At 68.0% G+C, this 23704-nt stretch carries 17 protein-coding genes and 1 tRNA gene; 15 read left to right on the top strand and 3 right to left on the bottom strand.

All coding sequences use genetic code 11. The features are described from left to right. Window positions 1–87: 87 nt before the first annotated feature. Window positions 88–1152 carry an adenosine deaminase gene (locus I2501_RS07850; protein ID WP_196193140.1) on the bottom strand — a complete coding sequence of 355 codons (1065 nt, stop codon included), beginning with the start codon at window positions 1150–1152 and terminating at the stop codon, window positions 88–90. Window positions 1153–1323: 171 nt separating this feature from the next. Further along, window positions 1324–2562 (bottom strand): pyridoxal phosphate-dependent aminotransferase, encoded by a 1239-nt coding sequence (locus I2501_RS07845; protein ID WP_196193139.1) that lies wholly within the window; start codon window positions 2560–2562, stop codon window positions 1324–1326. A 238-nt stretch (window positions 2563–2800) separates the two neighbouring features. On the opposite strand from I2501_RS07845, the gene I2501_RS07840 reads away from it, so the two are divergent. From I2501_RS07840 to I2501_RS07795, 10 genes are all read left to right on the top strand, one after another. Beyond that, a tRNA-Trp gene (locus I2501_RS07840) sits at window positions 2801–2873 on the top strand. Window positions 2874–2982: 109 nt separating this feature from the next. Beyond that, entirely contained in the window at window positions 2983–3318 is a 336-nt protein-coding gene (secE, locus tag I2501_RS40170) for a preprotein translocase subunit SecE (RefSeq protein WP_196193138.1), read from the top strand. 230 nt (window positions 3319–3548) lie between these two features. Beyond that, entirely contained in the window at window positions 3549–4406 is an 858-nt protein-coding gene (nusG, locus tag I2501_RS07830; protein WP_196193137.1) for a transcription termination/antitermination protein NusG, read from the top strand. A 232-nt stretch (window positions 4407–4638) separates the two neighbouring features. Then, window positions 4639–5073, top strand: a complete 435-nt coding sequence (gene rplK / locus I2501_RS07825) for a 50S ribosomal protein L11 (protein ID WP_196193136.1) — start codon at window positions 4639–4641, stop codon at window positions 5071–5073. Between the two features lie 107 nt (window positions 5074–5180). Then, window positions 5181–5903, top strand: coding sequence for a 50S ribosomal protein L1 (rplA, locus tag I2501_RS07820; protein WP_196193135.1), 723 nt, complete (start codon window positions 5181–5183; stop codon window positions 5901–5903). Window positions 5904–6038: 135 nt separating this feature from the next. Next, entirely contained in the window at window positions 6039–6884 is an 846-nt protein-coding gene (locus tag I2501_RS07815) for a LolA-like protein (RefSeq protein WP_196193134.1), read from the top strand. Window positions 6885–7235: 351 nt separating this feature from the next. Further along, window positions 7236–7808 carry a 50S ribosomal protein L10 gene (gene rplJ, locus I2501_RS07810; RefSeq protein WP_196193133.1) on the top strand — a complete coding sequence of 191 codons (573 nt, stop codon included), beginning with the start codon at window positions 7236–7238 and terminating at the stop codon, window positions 7806–7808. Between the two features lie 80 nt (window positions 7809–7888). After that, window positions 7889–8278 (top strand): 50S ribosomal protein L7/L12, encoded by a 390-nt coding sequence (gene rplL / locus I2501_RS07805; protein ID WP_196193132.1) that lies wholly within the window; start codon window positions 7889–7891, stop codon window positions 8276–8278. Window positions 8279–9011: 733 nt separating this feature from the next. Then, window positions 9012–12485 carry a DNA-directed RNA polymerase subunit beta gene (rpoB, locus tag I2501_RS07800; RefSeq protein ID WP_196193131.1) on the top strand — a complete coding sequence of 1158 codons (3474 nt, stop codon included), beginning with the start codon at window positions 9012–9014 and terminating at the stop codon, window positions 12483–12485. 126 nt (window positions 12486–12611) lie between these two features. Further along, window positions 12612–16511, top strand: coding sequence for a DNA-directed RNA polymerase subunit beta' (locus tag I2501_RS07795; RefSeq protein WP_196193130.1), 3900 nt, complete (start codon window positions 12612–12614; stop codon window positions 16509–16511). Window positions 16512–16600: 89 nt separating this feature from the next. Here I2501_RS07795 and I2501_RS07790 read toward each other — a convergent pair whose 3' ends face one another. Further along, window positions 16601–17848 (bottom strand): DUF2786 domain-containing protein, encoded by a 1248-nt coding sequence (locus tag I2501_RS07790; RefSeq protein WP_196193129.1) that lies wholly within the window; start codon window positions 17846–17848, stop codon window positions 16601–16603. A 170-nt stretch (window positions 17849–18018) separates the two neighbouring features. Here I2501_RS07790 and I2501_RS07785 point away from each other — a divergent pair, with 170 nt between their 5' ends. The 5 genes from I2501_RS07785 to fusA all read left to right on the top strand — a co-directional run bounded on the left by I2501_RS07785 (window position 18019) and on the right by fusA (window position 23569). Next, complete coding sequence (locus I2501_RS07785; protein ID WP_196193128.1) at window positions 18019–19398, top strand: DUF2637 domain-containing protein; 1380 nt, start codon at window positions 18019–18021, stop codon at window positions 19396–19398. A gap of 180 nt (window positions 19399–19578) precedes the next feature. Continuing rightward, on the top strand, window positions 19579–20223 hold the full coding sequence (locus tag I2501_RS07780; protein ID WP_236046024.1) for a DUF1707 and DUF4190 domain-containing protein: 645 nt from the start codon (window positions 19579–19581) through the stop codon (window positions 20221–20223). Between the two features lie 353 nt (window positions 20224–20576). Beyond that, entirely contained in the window at window positions 20577–20948 is a 372-nt protein-coding gene (gene rpsL, locus I2501_RS07775; RefSeq protein WP_014144289.1) for a 30S ribosomal protein S12, read from the top strand. Window positions 20949–20950: 2 nt separating this feature from the next. Next, window positions 20951–21421: a 30S ribosomal protein S7 gene (rpsG, locus tag I2501_RS07770; protein ID WP_037605734.1), complete on the top strand. Its 471-nt coding sequence runs from the start codon at window positions 20951–20953 to the stop codon at window positions 21419–21421. A gap of 42 nt (window positions 21422–21463) precedes the next feature. Further along, window positions 21464–23569 carry an elongation factor G gene (fusA, locus tag I2501_RS07765; protein WP_196193127.1) on the top strand — a complete coding sequence of 702 codons (2106 nt, stop codon included), beginning with the start codon at window positions 21464–21466 and terminating at the stop codon, window positions 23567–23569. Window positions 23570–23704 lie beyond the last annotated feature (135 nt).

The raw sequence follows: 23704 nt of genomic DNA, 5'->3' as shown, positions 1-23704 counted from the left end.
GTCATGTCCATCCCATCACGAACACACCACGAAATGTCACCCCGAGCCGCACGTACGGCTCTTGACGCGGGAGCCCACAGAGGCGGACTACTCCGCCGGGGACTCCAGCCACGCGTCCACCCCGGCCAGCAACCGGCCCCGGACCGGCTCCGGCGCCAGCGAACCACGGATGCTCTGGCGGGCCAGCTCGGCCAACTCCTCGTCAGTGAACGCGTGGTGCTCGCGGGCCAGTTCGTACTGGGCGGCCAGACGCGAGCCGAAGAGCAGCGGGTCGTCCGCGCCGAGGGCCATCGGTACGCCCGCGTCGAAGAGCCTGCGCAGCGGCACGTCCTGCGGCTGCTCGTAGACGCCCAGCGCCACGTTGGACGCCGGGCACACCTCGCAGGTGATCCGGTCCTCGGCGAGGCGACGCAGCAGCGCCGGGCTCTCCGCGGCGCGGACGCCGTGGCCCACCCGGCCCGCGCCCAGGTCGTCCAGGCACGACCGGATGCTCTCCGGCCCGGCCAGCTCCCCGCCGTGCGGGGCGGCCAGCAGCCCGGCGTCGGTGGCGATCCGGAAGGCACGGTCGAAGTCCCGTGCGAGGCCGCGTCGTTCGTCGTTGGAGAGGCCGAAGCCGATTACGCCCTGGTCGGCGTAGCGGACGGCGAGCCGGGCCAAGGTGCGGGCGTCCAGCGGGTGCTTCATCCGGTTCGCGGCGACCAGCACCCGGATGCCGACCCCGGATGCCCGCGACGCCTCGTCGACCGCGTCAAGTACCAGCTCCAGCGCGGGAATCAGGCCGCCGAGCCGCGGCGCGTAGGAGGTCGGGTCGACCTGGATCTCCAGCCACCCCGAGCCGTCGGCCCGCTCGTCCTCCGCGGCCTCGCGCACCAGCCGCCGGATGTCCTCCTCGTCCCGCAGCACGGAGCGGGCGGCGTCGTACAGCCGCTGGAACCGGAACCAGCCGCGCTCGTCCGTCGCCCGCAGCTTGGGCGGCTCCGCGGAGCTGAGCGCCTCCGGCAGGCGGACGCCGTGCTTGTCGGCGAGCTCCATCAAGGTGGCGGGGCGCATGGACCCGGTGAAGTGCAGGTGCAGATGCGCCTTGGGCAGCAGACGCACGTCCCGCGCGGCGGAGGCGGTGTCGGGACGGGACGGGGCCAGGACCTGTTCCATCCACAGATCCTTGCGCATCCGGGGGCCGGAAGGGAAACAACAATTTCGCGCCGCCCGATCGAGTGATCTTCCTGTGCGCTGGGACGTTGCAAACGTCCGGGGCGCGGGAACCGATGCAGGCGATCGACCACAACAGGGGCGCGGGGAACTCCGCGCCCCTGAGTAGCGCGACTACTGCGCCTCGGCCAGCAGCTTCTGCATGCGGGTCACGCCCTCGACGAGGTCCTCGTCGCCCAGCGCGTAGCTGAGCCGGAGGTAGCCCGGGGTGCCGAAGGCCTCGCCCGGGACGACCGCGACCTCGGCCTCGTCCAGGATCAGCGCGGCGAGGTCCGCCGACGTCTCCGCGCGACGGCCGCGGATCGACTTGCCCAGCAGGCCCTTGACCGAGGGGTAGGCGTAGAACGCGCCCTCCGGCTCGGGGCAGACCACGCCGGGGATCTCGTTCAGCATCTCGACGATCGTGCGACGGCGCCGGTCGAAGGCGACCTTCATCTCGTCGACCGCGGTCAGGTCGCCCGCGACGGCGGCCAGCGCCGCACGCTGGGCCACGTTGCTGACGTTGGAGGTGGCGTGCGACTGCAGGTTGGTGGCCGCCTTGACGACGTCCTTGGGGCCGATCACCCACCCGACCCGCCAGCCGGTCATCGCGTAGGTCTTGGCCACGCCGTTGACCACAATGCACTTGTCGGCCAGCTCCGGCACCGCCACCGGCAACGAAATGAACTCGGCGTCGCCGTAGACCAGGTGCTCGTAGATCTCGTCGGTCAGCACCCACAGGCCGTGCTCGGCCGCCCAGCGGCCGACCGCCTCGACCTCGGCGCGGGTGTAGACCGCGCCCGTCGGGTTGGAGGGGGAGACGAAGAGCAGCACCTTGGTGTTCTCCGTGCGCGCGGCCTCCAGCTGCTCGACGGAGACCTTGTAACCGGTGGTCTCGTCGGCCACGACCACGACCGGGACGCCGCCCGCGAGCTGGATCGACTCGGGGTAGGTGGTCCAGTACGGCGCGGGCACGATCACCTCGTCGCCCGGGTCCAGGATCGCGGCGAAGGCCTGGTAGATGGCCTGCTTGCCGCCGTTGGTGACCAGGATCTGGGAGGGGTCCACGGTCCAGCCGGAGTCGCGCAGCGTCTTGTCGGCGATCGCCTGCTTGAGCTCGGGCAGGCCGCCGGCCGGGGTGTAGCGGTGGTTCTTCGGGTCACGGCAGGCGTCGACCGCGACCTGGACGATGTAGTCCGGGGTCGGGAAGTCGGGCTCGCCGGCGCCGAAGCCGATCACGGGGCGGCCGGCGGCCTTGAGGGCCTTGGCCTTGGCGTCCACGGCGAGGGTGGCCGACTCGGCGATGGCGCCGATCCGGGCCGAGACCCGTCGGTCGGCGGGACGGATGCTGGGGTCAGGGGAGACAGCGCTCATGGCTGCATGCTTGCAGAAGCCCGGGAAACGCGGTGCGGGCATTCCGCGATACGGCACGAACGAGTGTGGGCGAACGGGCGTCGCGTCGGTTCCGGGCGGTACTCATTCGACGTGCACGCCTCGAACCCCCTACACTCAACCCTCGTTGGAAGCCCACCGACGGCGCGGGCCCGGCAGCGAACCTGCCGACCGTCCGATGCTGTAGGTTGGTCACGCGAGTCCGCCCAGCGGACTCCAAAGGGTCGTAGCTCAATTGGTAGAGCACCGGTCTCCAAAACCGGCGGTTGGGGGTTCAAGTCCCTCCGGCCCTGCTGTCCGCCCTGTCGGAAACTTCGTACAGGCGGTACCGTCAGCAGTGCAATCAGGGGCCCCGTGGTTCACGGGTGCCCCTACAGGTACCCGATTTCAGGTGAGGGACTAGTGACGGAGACCGTAGGCTCCACCGCCACACCTGAGAGTGGTTCGGGTGGCTCCGGCGACGAGGATCTGTCCCGTCGCGACCGGAAGCGTGCGCGCAAGGCCGGCGACCCCGAGGGTCGTGGCGGCCGGGGCCGCGAGAAGCGCCCGAACGTCTTCGCGCGCACCGCTCGTCTCTACCGCCAGATCATCGCGGAGCTGCGCAAGGTCGTCTGGCCGACGCGCAACGAGCTGACCTCCTACACCTCGGTGGTCATCGTCTTCGTTCTGGTGATCATGGCTCTCGTCTACGGCCTCGACACGGGCTTCGTGAAGCTCGCCTCGATGGTCTTCGGCTGATCCGAGCGCGGCCGAGCCGATCTGATCCGACTGATCCACGTCGATCCGATCCGGGTCCGACTGGTTCCAGCTGGGCTCTCCGGCCCGACCGCGCGCTCGCGCAGTCCCCGCGTCGCACCTCTCCGCTGGCTTGCTCCGCGCCCCGACCCGAGCGGTCCGGGCGCTCCGCTAACGTTGAGTCGGTATCGTGGAATCCACCGACCGTTCACAAGCAGGAAGAAGCAGCCAACGTGTCTGAGTCCCACTCGTACGACGCCGCTGAGGCCGAGGAGGCCGAAGAGCAGGCGTGGGGCGACGACTCCGCCGAGGAGATCGTCGACAACGCCGATTCCGACGTCGACGAGAACGAGGCTGCCGAGGAAGCGGCCGGTCGCTCCGCCGAGGAGGAGGCCATGAGCGTGGTCACCGGCGACGAGTCCTCCGCCACGGAGGCCTTCGAGGAGGCCGGCTCCGCGGTCACCGAGGAGGACGGCGTCGAGATTGACCCCGTGGTCGCCTTCCGCGAGGAGCTGCGCACCGCGCCGGGTGAGTGGTACGTGATCCACACCTACGCCGGTTACGAGAACCGGGTGAAGGCCAACCTGGAGCAGCGCGCCGTCTCGCTGAACGTCGAGGACTACATCTACCAGGCCGAGGTGCCGCAGGAAGAGGTCGTCCAGATCAAGAACGGCGACCGCAAGACCATCCGCCAGAACAAGCTCCCCGGCTACGTGCTGGTGCGCATGGACCTGACGAACGAGTCCTGGGGCGTCGTCCGCAACACCCCCGGCGTGACCGGCTTCGTCGGCAACGCCTACGACCCGTACCCGCTGACGCTGGACGAGGTCGTCAAGATGCTCGCGCCCGACGTCGAGCGCGCCGCGGCCAAGGAGGCCGGCAAGCCGAGCCCGGTCCGTCCGACCGAGGTCCAGGTCCTCGACTTCGAGGTCGGCGACTCGGTCACCGTCACCGACGGTCCGTTCGCCACGCTGCAGGCCACCATCAACGAGATCAACCCGGACTCGAAGAAGGTCAAGGGCCTCGTCGAGATCTTCGGCCGCGAGACGCCGGTCGAGCTCTCCTTCGACCAGATCGCCAAGAACGACTGACGTTCGCAGCATCGTCCGACGGCCCCGCACCCCTCCTCGGAGGGGGCGGGGCCGTCCGGCTTTCGGTAACGGATTTCGGGCTGGGCGGGGTCTCGGTCTATTCTGGTTCGATGTGTGTGCACTGCGGGCCGGTTTTCTGAGCCCCCGCCGAAGCCACACGGATATCCAAGGCCCCGCTGGTGCGCTGCCGCGCGCCGGTCGGGAACACCTCTCGTAAGGACCCGGAGAGAGCATGCCTCCCAAGAAGAAGAAGGTCACGGGGCTTATCAAGCTCCAGATCAACGCTGGTGCGGCCAACCCCGCGCCGCCCGTCGGCCCGGCCCTGGGCCAGCACGGCGTCAACATCATGGAGTTCTGCAAGGCCTACAACGCGGCCACCGAGTCGCAGCGTGGCATGGTGATCCCGGTGGAGATCACGGTCTACGAGGACCGTTCCTTCACCTTCGTCACCAAGACTCCGCCGGCCGCCAAGCTGATCCTCAAGGCTGCGGGCGTGGAGAAGGGCTCCGGCGAGCCGCACAAGACCAAGGTCGCCAAGATCACGGCTGCCCAGGTCCGCGAGATCGCCACCACCAAGATGCCCGACCTGAACGCGAACGACATCGAGATGGCCTCGCGCATCATCGCGGGTACCGCTCGTTCGATGGGCATCACCGTCGAGGGCTGAACCCCCTCGGTAGAGCTCTGTCTTACATAGAGCAAGACCGTGGTAGGGCCGGGCGCGGCCCGTCACAACCACGACTCCACGCCAAGAAACATTCAGTAGGAGCAGCAGTGAAGCGCAGCAAGGCTCTGACTGCCGCGGACGCCAAGATCGACCGCGAGCGTCTTTACGCCCCCCTCGAGGCCCTCCGTCTCGCCAAGGAGACCTCCAGCACCAAGTTCGACTCGACCGTCGAGGTCGCCATGCGCCTGGGTGTCGACCCGCGCAAGGCCGACCAGATGGTCCGCAGCACCGTCAACCTTCCGCACGGCACCGGCAAGACCGCCCGGGTCCTGGTCTTCGCGACCGGTGACCGTGCCGCGGCTGCGGAGGCTGCGGGCGCCGACATCGTCGGTGCCGACGAGCTGATCGACGAGGTCGCCAAGGGTCGTCTGGACTTCGACGCCGTCGTCGCCACCCCGGACCTGATGGGCAAGGTCGGCCGCCTGGGCCGCGTGCTCGGTCCCCGTGGTCTGATGCCGAACCCGAAGACCGGCACCGTCACCGTCGACGTGGCGAAGGCTGTCACCGAGATCAAGGGCGGCAAGATCGAGTTCCGCGTCGACAAGCACTCGAACCTGCACCTGATCATCGGCAAGACGTCGTTCGACACCGAGAAGCTGGTCGAGAACTACGCCGCGGCGATGGAGGAGGTCCTCCGGGCCAAGCCGTCCGCCGCCAAGGGCCGCTACATCAAGAAGGTCGCCATCAGCACCACGATGGGCCCCGGCATCCAGGTCGACCCGAACCGCACCCGCAACCTCCTCACCGAGGAGGACCCGGCGTCGGTCTGATCCCTTGGATCGACCAGCGTAGGTCTGTAACGGGCCGGTACCAGCTCTTTCGGGAGCGGGTACCGGCCCGTTGCGTTGTCCGAAGCCAGGAGTACTGTCAGTCCCCGCACAGATGAAGAACAGGGGAGGGATCTGATGCGTCACATCCGCACGCTCGTCGCCGCGACCTCCGTCGCGCTCGCGCTCGTCGGCGTCTCGGCATGCAGCGCAGCCAAGCAGGTGGCCGCCGGTGCTGCGGCTCCGTTGGTGAGCGTCGCCGACGCCATGTCACTGACCACCAAGGCCACGCAGCAGTTCAGCTCCGCGCATGTCTCAATGACGGAGCACATCAGCGCCAAGGGCAAGTCGATGGCGCTGACCGGCAGCGGGGCTCTCTCGTGGAAGCCGCTGGCGATGGACATGACGATGAACAGCTCCCAGTTCAGCCAGCTGGGCACGGACTCGGTGCACATGCTGATGTCCGGTACCACGATGTACATGAACGTCGGTGACACAGGGGCTGCTCAGCTGGGTGGCAAGCACTGGATGAAGATGGACTTCACCGAGCTCGGCGCGGCGGGCAAGGCGATGGCCGAGCAGATGGACAAGAGCTCGGGCAACGACCCGTCCACCCAGATCAAGCTGTTCACCTCCTCCGGAGACATCCACCGTGTGGGGACGGCGACCGTGGACGGCGTCCAGACGACCCACTACGCCGGTACGGTCGAGCTGGCCAAGCTGGCCAACAGCCAGGACGCGAACATCAGGTCCGTGCTCGCCCAGGACACCCAGCTCGGCCTGACCTCGATCAACGTGGACCTCTGGGTCGACGGCCAGAACCGCCCCGTCCGGGTTCACCAGACCACCTCACCCGGCGCTGCGGTCGGGTTCGACATCCAGGTCGACTACGCCGACTTCAGCACCAGCCCGGTCACCGTCACGCCGCCTTCGGCGTCCGACACGGTCGACTTCGCGCAGCTGGTCAAGGGCCTGAACGCTTGATCCTGCCGACCGCCCGGAGGGCGATTTGCCCCTCGGGCGGTCGGTCACGTACTCTTCCAATCAAGCCACTGACCGCTGGTTGTCCCTGTGTGCCCGCAAGGGTGCCGAGGACCGAAGGATCCGCACAGCGAATGCTGCGGACGGCCCGCGCAGGTTGATTCGAGGACATCTGTCCCGACCGCTCCGCCGCGCTTCGCGCAGCGTCGAGCTGTTGGTCCGAGCCCCGTGCGCCTGCGCCGGGGCTCGTCGTAGTTTTCGGGACTTCGCCCTTCTCCTTCCGGCGGACATGCGCTTGGCAGGTCGACTCACTGGTCGGCCACGCATCGACATCACGGAAGGAGGCGTAAGCCTATGGCAAGGCCCGACAAGGCTGCCGCCGTCGCCGAGCTCACGGACAAGTTCCGCGGTTCGAACGCGGCCGTGCTGACCGAGTACCGCGGTCTGACCGTGGCGCAGCTGAAGACGCTGCGTCGCTCGCTCGGCGCCAACGCCCAGTACGCCGTGGTGAAGAACACGCTGACCAAGATCGCGGCCAACGAGGCCGGGATCACCACGCTGGACGACCAGTTCAACGGTCCGACGGCGGTTGCCTTCGTCACCGGTGACCCGGTGGAGTCGGCCAAGGCTCTGCGTGACTTCGCCAAGGAGAACCCGGCGCTCGTCATCAAGGGCGGTGTGCTTGACGGCAAGCCGCTCACGGGTGACGAGATCAAGAAGCTCGCGGACCTCGAGTCCCGCGAGGTGCTGCTCTCCAAGCTCGCCGGCGCCATGAAGGCCAAGCAGTCCTCGGCTGCCGCGCTCTTCCAGGCTCTGCCGTCGAAGCTTGTTCGCACCGTCGAGGCGCTGCGCGCCAAGGTGGAGGAGCAGGGCGGTGCCGGTACGCCGGCCCCCGCCGTCGAGGACGAGGCTCCCGCCGCGGAGTAATCCGTTCTCGCAGCGGGCCGTGCACGCCCGCCGTTCATTACATCCGGCACCAGCCGACTTAGTGGAAGGACGCCAAGATCATGGCGAAGCTCAGCCAGGACGACCTGCTCGCGCAGTTCGAGGAGATGACCCTCATCGAGCTCTCCGAGTTCGTGAAGGCCTTCGAGGAGAAGTTCGACGTCACCGCCGCCGCTCCGGCCGCCGCCGTCGTCGTTGGTGGTGCCGCTGGTGGCGCCGCCGCCGAGGCCGCTGAGGAGAAGGACGAGTTCGACGTCATCCTCACCGGCGCCGGCGAGAAGAAGATCCAGGTCATCAAGGTCGTGCGCGAGCTGACCTCCCTGGGCCTCAAGGAGGCCAAGGACCTGGTCGACGGTACGCCGAAGCCGGTTCTGGAGAAGGCCACCAAGGAGGCCGCTGAGAAGGCCGCCGAGTCTCTCAAGGCCGCTGGCGCGTCCGTCGAGGTCAAGTAAGACCTCTCGGACCGTCAGGTCCGGGCGGGCTGATTCCCCAGGGATGTCGGCCCGAGCGCTCTGAGGCAGGGGCGATCACTCTTCCGAGTGATCGCCCCTGTTTCTTTTTGTCCGAGGTGACGTTCTTTCAGTCCATCCGGCGTAGCGCGGGTGCCGGTTGTCAGCGCGGGCGAGTATGGTGATCGACGTTGCGAGAGCCCGTCCGACGCAGGGCGGGAGCTGGGCAGGAGCGGCGGGCTGGTAGCGGGCGAGCAGCGGTGATGTCGGTGTGTAACCGAGCCGGACACCCGCCCGCCCTTGACGAACGGCACGAGGCGCGCAATTCTCAGGACGCGAGGTCTTGAGCGAGTAGGCAGCACGAGGCATGGATTCGCGTCGTGGTGGGAAGCATCCCTCACGGAACGAAGTGACCGCCCTCTGTGGACGGATGTGGCTGCCCCGGGAGGGGTCGGCCCGCGAAGTTGGGAGTTCGACGATTCGGTCTCCGAATCCGGACTGGACAGCAGTGCAGCCGTTGGCTACACTGTCCCTTTGCGCTGCCTTTTAGCTGCTCCGTGACTCGTCGCCCGGAGTCTGCGCTGCCCTGACCAGGGGTGGCACCCCGCCCGCGCACCGCCGTTGACCAGGCCTTATGCCTCGGTCCCGACGTCGGTGCGAGAGCGCGGATGCTACCCGTGCGAGGGGCGGGCCCGGTACGCGCGTAGTGAGTCCGAGCCCTCGGAAGGACCCCCTCTTGGCCGCCTCGCGCAACGCCTCGAACACCTCCGCATCCACCGCCCCGCTCCGCATTTCCTTCGCGAAGATCAAGGAGCCCCTCGAGGTTCCGAACCTTCTGGCGCTTCAGACCGAGAGCTTTGACTGGCTCCTCGGCAATGCCGCATGGAAGTCGCGAGTGGAGAACGCCCTCGCAGACGGTCACGACGTCCCGACCAAGTCCGGTCTGGAGGAGATCTTCGAGGAGATCTCCCCGATCGAGGACTTCTCCGGGTCGATGTCGCTGACCTTCCGCGACCACCGTTTCGAGCCCCCGAAGAACTCGATCGACGAGTGCAAGGACCGCGACTTCACGTACGCGGCCCCGCTCTTCGTCACGGCCGAGTTCACCAACAACGAGACTGGTGAGATCAAGTCCCAGACGGTCTTCATGGGTGACTTCCCCCTGATGACCAACAAGGGCACCTTCGTCATCAACGGCACCGAGCGTGTCGTCGTGTCCCAGCTGGTCCGCTCCCCGGGCGTGTACTTCGACACGACCCTGGACAAGACCTCGGACAAGGACATCTACTCCGCCAAGGTCATCCCGTCCCGTGGTGCCTGGCTGGAGATGGAGATCGACAAGCGCGACATGGTCGGTGTGCGCATCGACCGTAAGCGCAAGCAGTCGATCACCGTTCTGCTCAAGGCCCTCGGTTGGACCTCCGAGCAGATCCTGGAGGAGTTCGGCCAGTACGAGTCGATGCGCGCCACCCTGGAGAAGGACCACACCCAGGGCCAGGACGACGCGCTGCTCGACATCTACCGCAAGCTGCGCCCGGGCGAGCCGCCGACCCGCGAGGCCGCGCAGACGCTTCTGGAGAACCTCTACTTCAACCCGAAGCGCTACGACCTGGCCAAGGTCGGCCGGTACAAGATCAACAAGAAGCTGGGTGTCGGCCAGGGTCTCGACTCCGGTGTGCTGACCGTCGACGACATCATCGCGACGATCAAGTACCTGGTCGCCCTGCACGCCGGTGAGACCGAGCAGCAGGCGCCGAACGGCTCGACGATCGTCATCGAGGACGACGACATCGACCACTTCGGCAACCGTCGTCTGCGCAACGTCGGCGAGCTGATCCAGAACCAGGTCCGTACGGGTCTCGCCCGTATGGAGCGTGTCGTGCGCGAGCGCATGACCACCCAGGACGTCGAGGCGATCACGCCGCAGACCCTGATCAACATCCGGCCGGTCGTCGCCTCCATCAAGGAGTTCTTCGGCACCAGCCAGCTGTCCCAGTTCATGGACCAGACGAACCCGCTGTCGGGTCTGACCCACAAGCGTCGTCTGTCCGCGCTGGGCCCCGGTGGTCTGTCCCGTGAGCGTGCCGGCTTCGAGGTCCGAGACGTGCACCCGTCCCACTACGGACGCATGTGCCCGATCGAGACCCCGGAAGGCCCGAACATCGGTCTGATCGGTTCGCTCGCCTCCTACGGCCGGGTCAACGCCTTCGGCTTCGTGGAGACGCCGTACCGTCGCGTCGTCGAGGGCATCGTCACCGACGAGCTGGACTACCTGACCGCCGACGAGGAGGACCGCTTCGTCATCGCGCAGGCCAACGCGCCGCTGACGGACGACAACCACTTCGCCGAGGCCCGTGTCCTGGTCCGTCGCCGTGGCGGCGAGATCGACTACATCCCCGGTGTCGAGATCGACTACATGGACGTCTCGCCGCGCCAGATGGTGTCGGTCGCGACCGCCATGATCCCGTTCCTCGAGCACGACGACGCCAACCGCGCGCTCATGGGCTCGAACATGATGCGCCAGGCCGTCCCGCTGCTGAAGAGCGAGTCGCCGCTGGTCGGCACCGGCATGGAGTACCGCGCCGCGGTCGACGCCGCCGATGTCATCGCCGCCGAGAAGGACGGCGTGGTCCAGGAGGTCTCCGCGGACTACGTCACGGTCGCCAACGACGACGGCACCTACACCACCTACCGCGTCGCCAAGTTCACCCGCTCCAACCAGGGCACGGCCTTCAACCAGAAGGTCATCGTGGACGAGGGCGCCCGCGTGATCGCCGGCCAGGTGCTGGCCGACGGTCCCTGCACCGACGAGGGCGAGATGGCCCTCGGCAAGAACCTGCTCGTGGCGTTCATGCCGTGGGAGGGTCACAACTACGAGGACGCGATCATCCTGTCGCAGCGCCTCGTGCAGGACGACGTCCTCTCCTCGATCCACATTGAGGAGCACGAGGTCGACGCCCGTGACACCAAGCTCGGCCCCGAGGAGATCACCCGGGACATCCCGAACGTCTCCGAGGAGGTCCTGGCGGACCTGGACGAGCGCGGCATCATCCGCATCGGCGCCGATGTCACCACCGGTGACATCCTCGTCGGCAAGGTCACCCCGAAGGGTGAGACCGAGCTGACGCCGGAGGAGCGCCTGCTGCGCGCGATCTTCGGTGAGAAGGCCCGTGAGGTCCGTGACACCTCGCTGAAGGTCCCGCACGGTGAGTCCGGCAAGGTCATCGGCGTGCGCGTCTTCGACCGCGAGGAGGGCGACGAGCTGCCCCCGGGCGTGAACCAGCTGGTCCGCGTCTACGTGGCACAGAAGCGCAAGATCACCAACGGTGACAAGCTCGCCGGCCGCCACGGCAACAAGGGTGTCATCTCCAAGATCCTGCCGGTCGAGGACATGCCGTTCCTCGCCGACGGCACCCCGGTCGACATCGTCCTCAACCCCCTCGGTGTCCCGTCCCGAATGAACCCGGGACAGGTCCTGGAGACCCACCTCGGCTGGCTCGCCAAGACCGGCTGGGACGTCTCGGGCATCGCCGAGGAGTGGGCCCGCCGCCTGCAGAAGATCGGCGCCGACAAGGCGGACCCGGGTACCAACCTGGCCACCCCGGTCTTCGACGGCGCCCGCGAGGACGAGATCACCGGTCTGCTGGACAACACCACGCTGACCCGTGACGGCGAGCGTCTGGTCGGCCAGTCCGGCAAGGCCCAGCTGTTCGACGGCCGCTCCGGCGAGCCGTTCCCGATGCCGATCTCGGTCGGCTACATGTACATCCTCAAGCTGCACCACCTGGTCGACGACAAGCTCCACGCCCGTTCGACCGGTCCGTACTCCATGATCACGCAGCAGCCGCTGGGTGGTAAGGCGCAGTTCGGTGGTCAGCGCTTCGGTGAGATGGAGGTGTGGGCGCTGGAGGCGTACGGCGCCGCCTACGCCCTCCAGGAACTGCTCACCATCAAGTCCGACGACGTTCTCGGCCGCGTGAAGGTCTACGAGGCCATCGTCAAGGGCGAGAACATCCCTGAGCCCGGCATCCCCGAGTCCTTCAAGGTCCTCATCAAGGAGATGCAGTCGCTCTGCCTGAACGTGGAGGTGCTGTCGTCCGACGGTATGTCCATCGAGATGCGTGACTCCGACGAGGACGTGTTCCGCGCCGCTGAGGAGCTCGGTATCGACCTGTCCCGGCGCGAGCCGAGCAGCGTCGAAGAGGTCTGACAGGGGTAGGGCCGGCCTCCACTTGAAGCAAGGCCGGCCCTTCGACCCCCAGGCCCCCCTTTCAGACCAGACAGACGTTTTCGACCCCCGCCCCGCCTTCTGGGGTGACGAAAGGGATTGACGAGAGTGCTCGACGTCAACTTCTTCGATGAGCTGCGAATCGGCCTGGCCACCGCTGACGACATCCGTCAGTGGTCGCACGGCGAGGTCAAGAAGCCCGAGACCATCAACTACCGCACCCTCAAGCCGGAAAAGGACGGGCTCTTCTGCGAGAAGATCTTCGGCCCCACCCGGGACTGGGAGTGCTACTGCGGTAAGTACAAGCGCGTCCGCTTCAAGGGCATCATCTGCGAGCGCTGCGGCGTCGAGGTCACTCGCGCCAAGGTGCGTCGTGAGCGGATGGGCCACATCGAGCTGGCCGCTCCTGTCACGCACATCTGGTACTTCAAGGGCGTTCCCTCGCGCCTCGGCTACCTCCTGGACCTTGCTCCCAAGGACCTGGAGAAGGTCATCTACTTCGCCGCCTACATGATCACGTGGGTGGACGAGGAGCGCCGCACCCGTGACCTGCCCTCCCTGGAGGCCCAGGTCTCCGTGGAGCGCCAGCAGATCGAGCAGCGCCGCGACTCCGACCTGGAGTCCCGTGCCAAGAAGCTCGAGGCCGACCTGGCCGAGCTGGAGGCCGAGGGTGCCAAGGCCGACGTGCGCCGCAAGGTGCGCGAGGGCGCCGAGCGCGAGATGAAGCAGCTGCGCGACCGCAACCAGCGCGAGCTGGACCGCCTCGACGAGGTGTGGGCGCGCTTCAAGTCCCTCAAGGTCCAGGACCTCGAGGGCGACGAGCTGCTCTACCGCGAGCTGCGCGACCGCTTCGGCACCTACTTCATGGGTTCCATGGGTGCCGCGGCCCTGCAGAAGCGCCTCGAGTCCTTCGACCTGGAGGAGGAGGCAGAGAAGCTCCGCGAGATCATCAAGACGGGCAAGGGCCAGAAGAAGACCCGCGCCCTGAAGCGTCTCAAGGTCGTCTCCGCCTTCCTGCAGACCAACAACAAGCCGGCCGGCATGGTGCTGGACTGCGTCCCGGTCATCCCGCCGGACCTGCGTCCGATGGTGCAGCTGGACGGTGGCCGCTTCGCGACCTCCGACCTGAACGACCTGTACCGCCGCGTCATCAACCGCAACAACCGCCTGAAGCGGCTTCTCGACCTCGGCGCGCCCGAGATCATCGTCAACAACGAGAAGCGCATGCTCCAGGAGGCCGTGGACTCGCTGTTCGACAACGGCCGTCGTGGCCGTCCGGTCACCGGTCCGGGCAACCGCCCGCTGAAGTCCCTCAGCGACATGCTGAAGGGCAAGCAGGGTCGTTTCCGTCAGAACCTGCTCGGCAAGCGCGTCGACTACTCGGCCCGTTCGGTCATCGTCGTCGGCCCGCAGCTCAAGCTGCACCAGTGCGGCCTGCCGAAGGCCATGGCGCTGGAGCTCTTCAAGCCGTTCGTGATGAAGCGCCTGGTCGACCTGAACCACGCGCAGAACATCAAGTCGGCCAAGCGCATGGTCGAGCGTGCCCGTCCGGTCGTGTGGGACGTGCTCGAAGAGGTCATCGCGGAGCACCCGGTTCTGCTGAACCGTGCGCCCACGCTGCACCGCCTCGGCATCCAGGCCTTCGAGCCGCAGCTGGTCGAGGGCAAGGCCATCCAGATCCACCCGCTCGTCTGCACCGCGTTCAACGCGGACTTCGACGGTGACCAGATGGCCGTCCACCTGCCGCTCTCCGCGGAGGCGCAGGCCGAGGCCCGCATCCTGATGCTGTCCTCGAACAACATCCTCAAGCCGGCCGACGGTCGCCCGGTCACCATGCCGACGCAGGACATGGTGCTGGGTCTGTTCTTCCTGACCTCGGACCGCGACCTGGACACGCTCAAGGGTGTCGGCCGTGCCTTCGGCCAGACCTCGGAGGCCATCATGGCCTTCGACGCCCGCGAGCTGGACCTGCAGGCCCCGATCGACCTGCGTCTGCCCGCCGGCACCGTTCCGCCGCGCGGTTGGACGCCGCCGGTCGACGAGGACGGCAAGCCGACCTGGTCGGAGGGCGAGCCGCTGCGTCTGCGGACGACCCTGGGCCGCGCGCTCTTCAACGAGCTGCTGCCCGAGGACTACCCGTTCGTCGACTACGAGATCGGCAAGAAGCAGCTCTCGGCGATCGTCAACGACCTGGCCGAGCGCTACCCCAAGGTCACCGTCGCGGCGACCCTGGACAACCTCAAGGCCGCCGGTTTCCACTGGGCGACCCGCTCCGGCGTCACGGTGTCCATCTCGGACGTCGTCGTGCCGCCGAGCAAGCCGCAGATCCTCGAGGGCTACGAGGCTCAGGCCGAGAAGGTCCAGAAGCAGTACGAGCGCGGTCTGATCACCCGTGACGAGCGTCAGCAGGAGCTCGTCGCGATCTGGACCAAGGCGACCAACGAGGTTGCCGAGGCCATGAACGAGAACTTCCCGAAGACCAACCCCATCTTCATGATGGTCGACTCGGGTGCTCGTGGAAACATGATGCAGATGCGTCAGATCGCCGGTATGCGTGGTCTGGTGTCGAACGCCAAGAACGAGACGATCGCCCGCCCCATCAAGGCGTCGTTCCGTGAGGGTCTGTCCGTGCTGGAGTACTTCATCTCCACCCACGGTGCCCGTAAGGGTCTGGCCGACACCGCCCTGCGTACCGCCGACTCCGGCTACCTCACCCGTCGTCTGGTCGACGTCTCCCAGGACGTCATCATTCGCGAGGAGGACTGCCAGACGGAGCGCGGTCTCAAGCTGCCGATCGCCACGGTCGGTGCCGACGGCACCCTCCGCAAGGTCGACAACGTCGAGACCAGCGTCTACGCCCGCACGCTGTCCGAGGACGTCGTGGTCGACGGCCAGGTCGTGGCCCCGGCCGGGGTCGACCTGGGCGACGTCATGATCGACGAGCTGGTCCGCCTGGGCGTCTCCGAGGTCAAGATCCGCTCGATCCTGACCTGTGAGTCCGCCGTCGGCACCTGCGCCATGTGCTACGGCCGCTCGCTGGCCACCGGCAAGCTGGTCGACATCGGTGAGGCGGTCGGCATCATCGCCGCCCAGTCCATCGGTGAGCCCGGCACCCAGCTGACGATGCGTACCTTCCACACCGGTGGTGTGGCCGGTGACGACATCACCCAGGGTCTGCCGCGTGTCGTCGAGCTCTTCGAGGCCCGTAACCCGCGTGGTGTGGCCCCGATCTCCGAGGCCGCCGGCCGCGTGCGGATCGAGGACACCGAGAAGACCCGCAAGATCGTCGTCACCCCCGACGACGGCAGCGACGAGATCGCCTACCCGATCTCCAAGCGCGTCAAGATGCTGGTCGAGGAGGGTTCCGCGGTCAAGGTCGGCGAGAAGCTGACCGCCGGCACGATCAACCCGCACGACGTGCTGCGCATCATGGGTCAGCGCGCGGTGCAGGTCCACCTGGTGGAGGAAGTCCAGAAGGTCTACAACTCCCAGGGTGTGTCCATCCACGACAAGCACATCGAGATCATCATCCGGCAGATGCTCCGCCGCGTGACGATCATCGAGTCGGGCGACGCCGAGCTGCTCCCGGGCGAGCTCGTCGAGCGCGGTCGCTTCGAGGTCGAGAACCGTCGTGTGGTCTCCGAGAGCGGTCACCCCGCCTCCGGCCGTCCGCAGCTGATGGGTATCACCAAGGCCTCGCTGGCCACCGAGTCCTGGCTGTCGGCCGCCTCCTTCCAGGAGACGACCAGGGTCCTGACGGACGCGGCGATCCACGCCAAGTCCGACCCGCTGCTGGGCCTCAAGGAGAACGTCATCCTCGGTAAGCTCATCCCGGCCGGTACGGGTCTGCCCCGCTACCGCAACATCCGGGTCGAGCCGACCGAGGAGGCGAAGGCCGCGATGTACTCCGCCGTCGGCTACGACGACATGGACTACTCGCCCTTCGGCGCGGGCTCCGGCCAGGCCGTCCCGCTGGACGACTACGACTACGGGCCGTACACCGGCTGACAGTCACAACGCCGCAGGGCGGCTGCTCTCCCCGAAAGGGGAAGGCAGCCGCCCTGCGGCGTTTGCACTGTTCTGTGGCGCGGGGCTGGTCAGCCGCGCAGTTCCCCGCGCCCCTGGGGAGAGTGCAACTGAGCCCTGTTCGCCGCCGCGCGGCCCTGCTCCCAGCCGTCGTAGTCCGAGACGCGGATGGAGCGGCCCTTCTTCAGCGACGGGAAGAGCGTCGTGGTGTGGCGCTCCACCGCCTCCTGACGGGCCGCCAGGACCGGGAGGAGGTCGCTGGTGCCTGTCTCCGCCACCGCTTCCTTCTGCGCCTGCGCGGTAGCCGTGCTGAGCCGCTCGCGGATGCGCGACGCGTAGGAGACGAGGAACGACTGCCGAAAGGCCTTGGTGCGGCCGCGCCGCTGCACCTGTGCGCCGTTCATCGCGGTGACCGCCTGGACCAGCAGCGAGGTGTAGAGCAGCTCCACCGCGTCCAGGTCCGCGTCGAAGCCGACGACCGTGCAGAAGCCGTTGGCCTTGTCCCAGACCGAGCGGGCGCGGTTGGCGTCCGCGACCGCGTCCAGCAGCAGGGCCTTGGCGGACTCGTACGGGTTGTCGATGCCGATCCGGATCGCGCCGGGGAGCGTGCGGTCACCGCTGCGCGCCGCGAGCAGGGCCTCGTCGATGCTGTGACGGGCCATCAACTCCTGTGCCTTGGCGGTGAACGCCTCCGCCTCCTCGGCGTAGTCCGTGGACTCCGCCTTGGCCAGCAGCGCGCGGATCCGAGCCAGCAGTTTGGGCTCGCCGGGCACGGGCGCGGTGAGCGCCGTCACAGTGGCGGAGCCGCTGCCGACCGCCGGGACGGGGCCGATCTCGGTGAGCCGGGGGAGCCAGGACCAGAGCCGTACCAGCTCCAGCAGCGCGGTCAACGCCGAGAAGCGGTCCAGCCGATGACGGTCGGCGACCTCGTCCAGCCAGGCGTCCTCCGGCCCCTGCCAGGTGGTCGCCTCCAACTCGCGCAGCTGCTCCGTCCAGCGGCGGTCAAGGGCGGCCTGCGGGTAGCGCCGCGCCTCGGCGGCCACCAGGGCCACCGCGAAGGCCAGATGCGCGGCGCCGAGCTCGCGTCGCACCACGCGGACCGCGTCGGCGGGACGCCAGTGGTTGCGCCAGAGCGTTCCGAGCAGGGTCTCCCCATGGTTGAGCAGTGCACGGTCCACGCCGGCGCGCACGCCGGTCTGTGCGGCCAGCAGGGACGCGGCGTCCTCCACGGCGCGCTCGCTCTGCGCGGGCGTCGCGCCGGTCGCCAGGGCGGTCGCGCTGGCGACGAGCTCGGCGGGGGAGGGGGAGTGGTCACGCATGACTCCAAGTGTGCACGGCCGGTGCAAACTGCCCGTTCTGGATCAACTGACCGCTGACGAGCTGTTCTTGGATTGTGTCCGGGCTCGGTGCAAGTCCTGCACGTGCATATGGCAAGCTTTGGCCCGCCCGTCCGTAGTGATCATCTTCGAGCACGAAGCGAGCATGCGTCATGGCCGACCGCCCTGTGATATCCAAGACCCACCGCCGCCTCATCGGCGCGGTGGGTGTCGGCGCGTTCATCATCGCCGGGATCGGCTTCGCCGGTTCGTACTCGGCTGTGCGCCTGCTGGCCACGCACAAGGGCTTCGGGCTGTTCGCCTGGGTCTTCCCGATCGGCGTCGACGTCGGCATCGCCGTGCTGCTCTCGCTGGACCTGGTGCTGACCTGGCTGCGGATCCCGTTCCCGCTGCTGCGGCAGGCGGCCTGGGTGCTGACCACCGGGACCATCGTCTTCAACGCCGCCACGTCGTTCGGCGACCCGCTCGCCATGTCGATGCACGCGATCATCCCGCTCCTCTTCATCGTCATCGTCGAGGCCGCGCGGCACGCGGTGGGCCGGATCGCCGACATCACCGCCGACCGGTACATGGAGTCGGTCCGGCTGATCCGCTGGATCCTCTCCCCGGTGCCGACCTTCCGGCTGTGGCGCCGGATGAAGCTGTGGGAGCTGCGCTCCTACGACGAGGTCGTGCGGCTGGAGCAGACCCGCCTGGTCTACCGGACGCATCTGCGGGCCCAGTACGGCCGTGCCTGGCGTTACCGGGCGCCGCTGGAGATGCTGCTGCCGCTCAAGCTGGCCCGCTACGGCGTGCCGCTCGATCTGGACATGGTCCGCCCCAAGGACCAGGACGCCCCGGCCCTGGAAGCCCCGGTCGCTCACAACCAGCCGCATCCCCAGCCGCTCCAGCAGCCCTTCCAGCAGCCGCTCCAGCAGTCGGCGGTGCCGCAGGAGGACCCCTTTCTGAAGCCGGCGGCCGCGCAGCCCCAGCCCCAGCCCCCGATGCAGCCCCGCCAGCCCGCGCAGCCGATGCAGGCCGCGCAGCCCCGGCATGCGGGACCGCAGCACGCCCAGCAGGCCGCGCCGTCCGCGCACCCGCAGGCCGGCGTCCAGGCCGCCCGCGCGCAGGCCGCGCCGCCGGTCAACCAGCTCGCGCTCAACGCGCTGAACACCGTCGTCCGCAGCCGCCACCGCCGCCCGCTCGGTGACCCGGACGGCACGGTCGAGCAGTCCGAGGGTGCGGAGCCCGAGGGGGCGCCGCTCGCCGACCAGTCCACCCGCGGGATCGGCTGGCTGCCCAACCAGCAGCCGCCGATGCCGAACCCGGGGCCGGAGGCCTGGTTCTCCCGGCAGAGCGAGCAGGAGGACCTCGAGCTCTTCGTCACCGCGCTGGTCAACTACCTGGACGCGCACGGGCAGGAGCCCGGTCCGGAGCAGCTGAGCGAGTACCTTGTGAACCAGTACGGAGCCCAGGTCGCCCCGGCGTTGCTCGACCGGCACTGGGGTGAACTCCGCCGCCGCTACGCCGAGCGCGTCGAGAGCAGTTCCTGACAGTCGTCCCGTGCCTGCCACGGTCGGTGAGGCACTGTCACAACTGCGCGACAGTCCACGCCGGGTGGCGCGGGCACCGTGCGGGGCCGCCGTTCGTCTTGCACTATGAAGCTGCGGGTCCCCCGCCGAAGGCAGGGGGAGGGAGCCGGTGGTCGATCCAGCGGGAGGGGCGCAGTGTCGATGAACCAGCCGATGGGACCGTGGCAGTACCGTCAGCCGCCGCAGCCTGCGCGTCCGGCGCCGGTGCAGCAGCCGCAGCCGGTCGTGGTGGTGCCTGCCGCGCCCATGGCGGCCGGGCTGCCGCAGGCCGCGATGCGGGCAGCGCAGGCGGACCGGGAGCGCACGGTCGACGTGCTGAAGGCCGCCTTCGCCGAGGGCCGGCTGAGCAGCGAGGAGTACGCCGAGCGCGTCGGCGCGGCGCAGAGCGCCCAGACGTACGGCCAACTGGCGGTGCTGGTACAGGATCTGCCGGTCGGCCCGATGCCGACGCCGATGAGCAGCCCGATGCCGTCCGCGTTCGCGGTGCAGCCGGGGCCGCCGTACGTGTACCCGGGCCCTCCCGCGGCCTACGCGCCGCCGTACTGGCCGCCGCGGCCCAGGCGGACCAACGGCGCGGCGGTGGCCTCGCTGCTGCTGGGCCTGGCCCAGGTCTTCACCATGGGTTTGACCGGTCTTCCGGCCCTCGTCACCGGCATCATCGCCAAGAGCCAGCTGCGCGACAGTCACCAGGACGGCTCGGGCATGGCGACAGCCGGTATTGTCCTCGGCAGCATGGGCACGGGCCTCTGGGTCCTTCTGATCCTCCTCGGCGTCACCCACCCCTGACGCGCGACCGACTTTCCCCGCCTCGCCGCGCCCCCGTTCGCCCCCGACACGACCCGGTTCACCCGTTCGGCCCAACGGCTTGACAGTGCCGCCAGGGGCCTACAGGCATTTGTTTTGACCCGCGCCCAACCGCTGGGTACGCTCTGACCTTGTGCCTGGGGTGTCCCCGGGTCTCTCGCGCGTGCGTGCAGTCAGGCCGCCGCGCATGGGATACCGCGCTTCCACACGTCCGAGCTGTCTTTCGCTCGGATCATGTGCAGGGCGTCCGACACACCCGACCGCGTGGGTCGGAGAGTCGGTGAGACGCAACAGGTTAGTTTCACCCAGCCTTGGCACAAAGAATCGGAGAAACGGTGCCTACGATCCAGCAGCTGGTCCGAAAGGGCCGGCAGGACAAGGTCGAGAAGAACAAGACGCCCGCACTGAAGGGTTCGCCCCAGCGCCGCGGCGTCTGCACGCGCGTCTACACGACCACCCCCAAGAAGCCGAACTCGGCTCTGCGTAAGGTCGCGCGTGTGCGTCTGACCAGCGGGATCGAGGTCACCGCTTACATCCCGGGTGAGGGTCACAACCTGCAGGAGCACTCCATCGTGCTCGTGCGCGGCGGTCGTGTGAAGGACCTGCCGGGTGTGCGCTACAAGATCATCCGCGGCTCCCTTGACACCCAGGGTGTCAAGAACCGCAAGCAGGCCCGCAGCCGCTACGGCGCCAAGAAGGAGAAGTAAGAATGCCTCGTAAGGGCCCTGCCCCGAAGCGCCCGGTCATCATCGACCCGGTTTACGGCTCCCCTGTGGTGACCCAGCTCGTCAACAAGATCCTCCTCCACGGCAAGCGCTCCACCGCTGAGCGCATCGTGTACGGCGCCCTCGAGGGCGTCCGTGAGAAGACCGGCAACGACCCGGTGGTCGCGCTCAAGCGCGCCCTGGAGAACGTCAAGCCGACTCTCGAGGTCAAGTCCCGCCGCGTCGGTGGCGCCACCTACCAGGTGCCGGTCGAGGTCAAGCCGGGCCGCGCCAACACGCTGGCCCTCCGCTGGCTGGTCGGGTACTCCCGCGCTCGTCGCGAGAAGACCATGACCGAGCGTCTGCTCAACGAGATCCTGGACGCCAGCAACGGTCTGGGCGCCTCCGTCAAGCGTCGCGAGGACACCCACAAGATGGCCGAGTCCAACAAGGCCTTCGCGCACTACCGCTGGTAGTCCGAACCCCGTCAGAACCAAGAAAGAGAGAGACGAGCCACAATGGCTGCAACCTCCCTTGACCTCGCCAGGGTCCGCAACATCGGGATCATGGCGCACATCGACGCGGGCAAGACCACCACGACCGAGCGCATCCTGTTCTACACCGGTGTGTCGTACAAGATCGGTGAGGTCCACGACGGCGCTGCCACGATGGACTGGATGGAGCAGGAGCAGGAGCGCGGCATCACGATCACGTCGGCCGCGACGACCTGCCACTGGACCGTCGACGGCGTCGACAACACCATCAACATCATCGACACCCCGGGTCACGTCGACTTCACCGTCGAGGTGGAGCGTTCGCTCCGCGTGCTCGACGGCGCCGTGACGGTGTTCGACGGTGTGGCCGGTGTCGAGCCGCAGTCCGAGACGGTGTGGCGTCAGGCCGACCGTTACGGCGTCCCGCGCATCTGCTTCGTGAACAAGCTGGACCGCACGGGCGCGGAGTTCTTCCGCTGTGTCGACTCCATCGTCGACCGCCTGAACGCGACCCCGCTGGTCATGCAGCTGCCGATCGGTGCCGAGTCCGACTTCACCGGTGTCGTCGACCTGGTCACGATGAAGGCGCTGGTCTGGTCCGCCGAGGCCACCAAGGGTGAGATGTACGACGTCGTCGACATCCCGGCCTCGCACACCGAGCTCGCCGAGGAGTACCGGGCCAAGCTGCTCGAGACCTCCGCGGAGGGCGACGACGAGCTGATGGAGCTCTTCCTCGAGGGCCAGGAGCCCACCGAGGAGCAGCTGATCGCCGGTATCCGTCGTGGCACGCTCGCCAGCAACTTCACCCCGGTCTTCTGTGGCACCGCGTTCAAGAACAAGGGCGTCCAGCCCCTGCTCGACGCGGTCGTGAAGTACCTGCCGTCGCCGCTGGACGTCGAGTCCATCGTCGGTCACAAGCCGGGCGACGAGTCGGTCGAGATCATCCGCCACGCGTCGGACGACGAGCCGCTGTCGGCTCTGGCGTTCAAGATCATGTCGGACCCGCACCTGGGCAAGCTCACCTTCGTCCGCGTGTACTCCGGCCGCCTCGAGGCGGGCACCGCCGTGCTCAACTCGGTCAAGGGCCGCAAGGAGCGCATCGGCAAGATCTACCGCATGCACGCGAACAAGCGTGAGGAGATCGACTCGGTGGGCGCCGGCGACATCGTCGCCGTCATGGGCCTGAAGCAGACCACCACCGGTGAGACGCTGAGCGACGACAAGAACCAGGTGATCCTGGAGTCCATGGACTTCCCGGCCCCGGTCATCCGCGTCGCGATCGAGCCCAAGTCCAAGGGTGACCAGGAGAAGCTGGGTGTCGCCATCCAGCGTCTCGCGGAGGAGGACCCCTCCTTCCAGGTCAACACGGACGAGGAGACCGGCCAGACCATCATTGCGGGTATGGGCGAGCTGCACCTCGAGGTGCTGGTCGACCGTATGAAGCGTGAGTTCAAGGTCGAGGCCAACGTCGGCAAGCCGCAGGTCGCGTACCGCGAGACGATCCGCAAGGCCGTCGAGCGCATTGACTACACCCACAAGAAGCAGACGGGTGGCTCGGGTCAGTTCGCCAAGGTCCAGATCGCGATCGAGCCGCTGGAGTCCGGCGAGGGCTACGAGTTCGTGAACGCCGTCACCGGTGGTCGCGTGCCTCGTGAGTACATCCCCTCGGTCGACGCCGGTGCGCAGGAGGCCATGGAGTTCGGCATCCTCGCCGGCTACCCGCTCCAGGGCGTCCGCGTGACGCTGCTGGACGGTCAGTCGCACGACGTCGACTCCTCCGAGCTCGCGTTCAAGATCGCCGGTTCGATGGCGTTCAAGGAGGGTGCCCGCAAGGCGTCCCCCGTGCTGCTCGAGCCGATGATGGCTGTCGAGGTGACCACGCCCGAGGACTACATGGGCGATGTCATCGGCGACATCAACTCGCGCCGTGGCCAGATCCAGGCCATGGACGAGCGTCACGGCGCCCGCGTCGTCAAGGCGCTGGTCCCGCTGTCCGAGATGTTCGGGTACGTCGGTGACCTGCGCAGCAAGACCTCGGGTCGCGCAAGCTACTCCATGCAGTTCGACTCGTACGCCGAGGTTCCCAAGAACGTGGCGGAAGAGATCGTGGCAAAGGCCAAGGGCGAGTAAGTACCTCGCATACCGGGACTTTCCGGTGCGAAACCTCGCTTAGGCTGTACGGAGGTGGTCCTGGGGTCCACGGAACATGTGGACCCCGGGCTCCTTCGGCCCCCACCCCAGACCACCTGACGTCGAACGGCGTAC

The sequence above is a fragment of the Streptacidiphilus fuscans genome, assembly GCF_015690355.1.
GTDB classification, from domain to species: domain Bacteria; phylum Actinomycetota; class Actinomycetes; order Streptomycetales; family Streptomycetaceae; genus Streptacidiphilus; species Streptacidiphilus fuscans.
Note: the sequence above shows the minus strand (reverse complement) of the source record. Positions and strands in the feature narration are given on the sequence as shown.

Excerpts from the sequence above, each read along its gene's own strand:
- I2501_RS07850 (WP_196193140.1), bottom strand. The coding sequence starts at position 1,152 with ATGGAACAGGTCCTGGCCCCGTCCCGTCCCGACACCGCCTCCGCCGCG.
- I2501_RS07845 (WP_196193139.1), bottom strand. The coding sequence starts at position 2,562 with ATGAGCGCTGTCTCCCCTGACCCCAGCATCCGTCCCGCCGACCGACGG.
- rplK (WP_196193136.1), top strand. The coding sequence starts at position 4,639 with ATGCCTCCCAAGAAGAAGAAGGTCACGGGGCTTATCAAGCTCCAGATC.
- I2501_RS07815 (WP_196193134.1), top strand. The coding sequence starts at position 6,039 with ATGCGTCACATCCGCACGCTCGTCGCCGCGACCTCCGTCGCGCTCGCG.
- rplJ (WP_196193133.1), top strand. The coding sequence starts at position 7,236 with ATGGCAAGGCCCGACAAGGCTGCCGCCGTCGCCGAGCTCACGGACAAG.
- rplL (WP_196193132.1), top strand. The coding sequence starts at position 7,889 with ATGGCGAAGCTCAGCCAGGACGACCTGCTCGCGCAGTTCGAGGAGATG.
- I2501_RS07790 (WP_196193129.1), bottom strand. The coding sequence starts at position 17,848 with ATGCGTGACCACTCCCCCTCCCCCGCCGAGCTCGTCGCCAGCGCGACC.
- I2501_RS07785 (WP_196193128.1), top strand. The coding sequence starts at position 18,019 with ATGGCCGACCGCCCTGTGATATCCAAGACCCACCGCCGCCTCATCGGC.
- I2501_RS07780 (WP_236046024.1), top strand. The coding sequence starts at position 19,579 with ATGAACCAGCCGATGGGACCGTGGCAGTACCGTCAGCCGCCGCAGCCT.
- rpsG (WP_037605734.1), top strand. The coding sequence starts at position 20,951 with ATGCCTCGTAAGGGCCCTGCCCCGAAGCGCCCGGTCATCATCGACCCG.
- fusA (WP_196193127.1), top strand. The coding sequence starts at position 21,464 with ATGGCTGCAACCTCCCTTGACCTCGCCAGGGTCCGCAACATCGGGATC.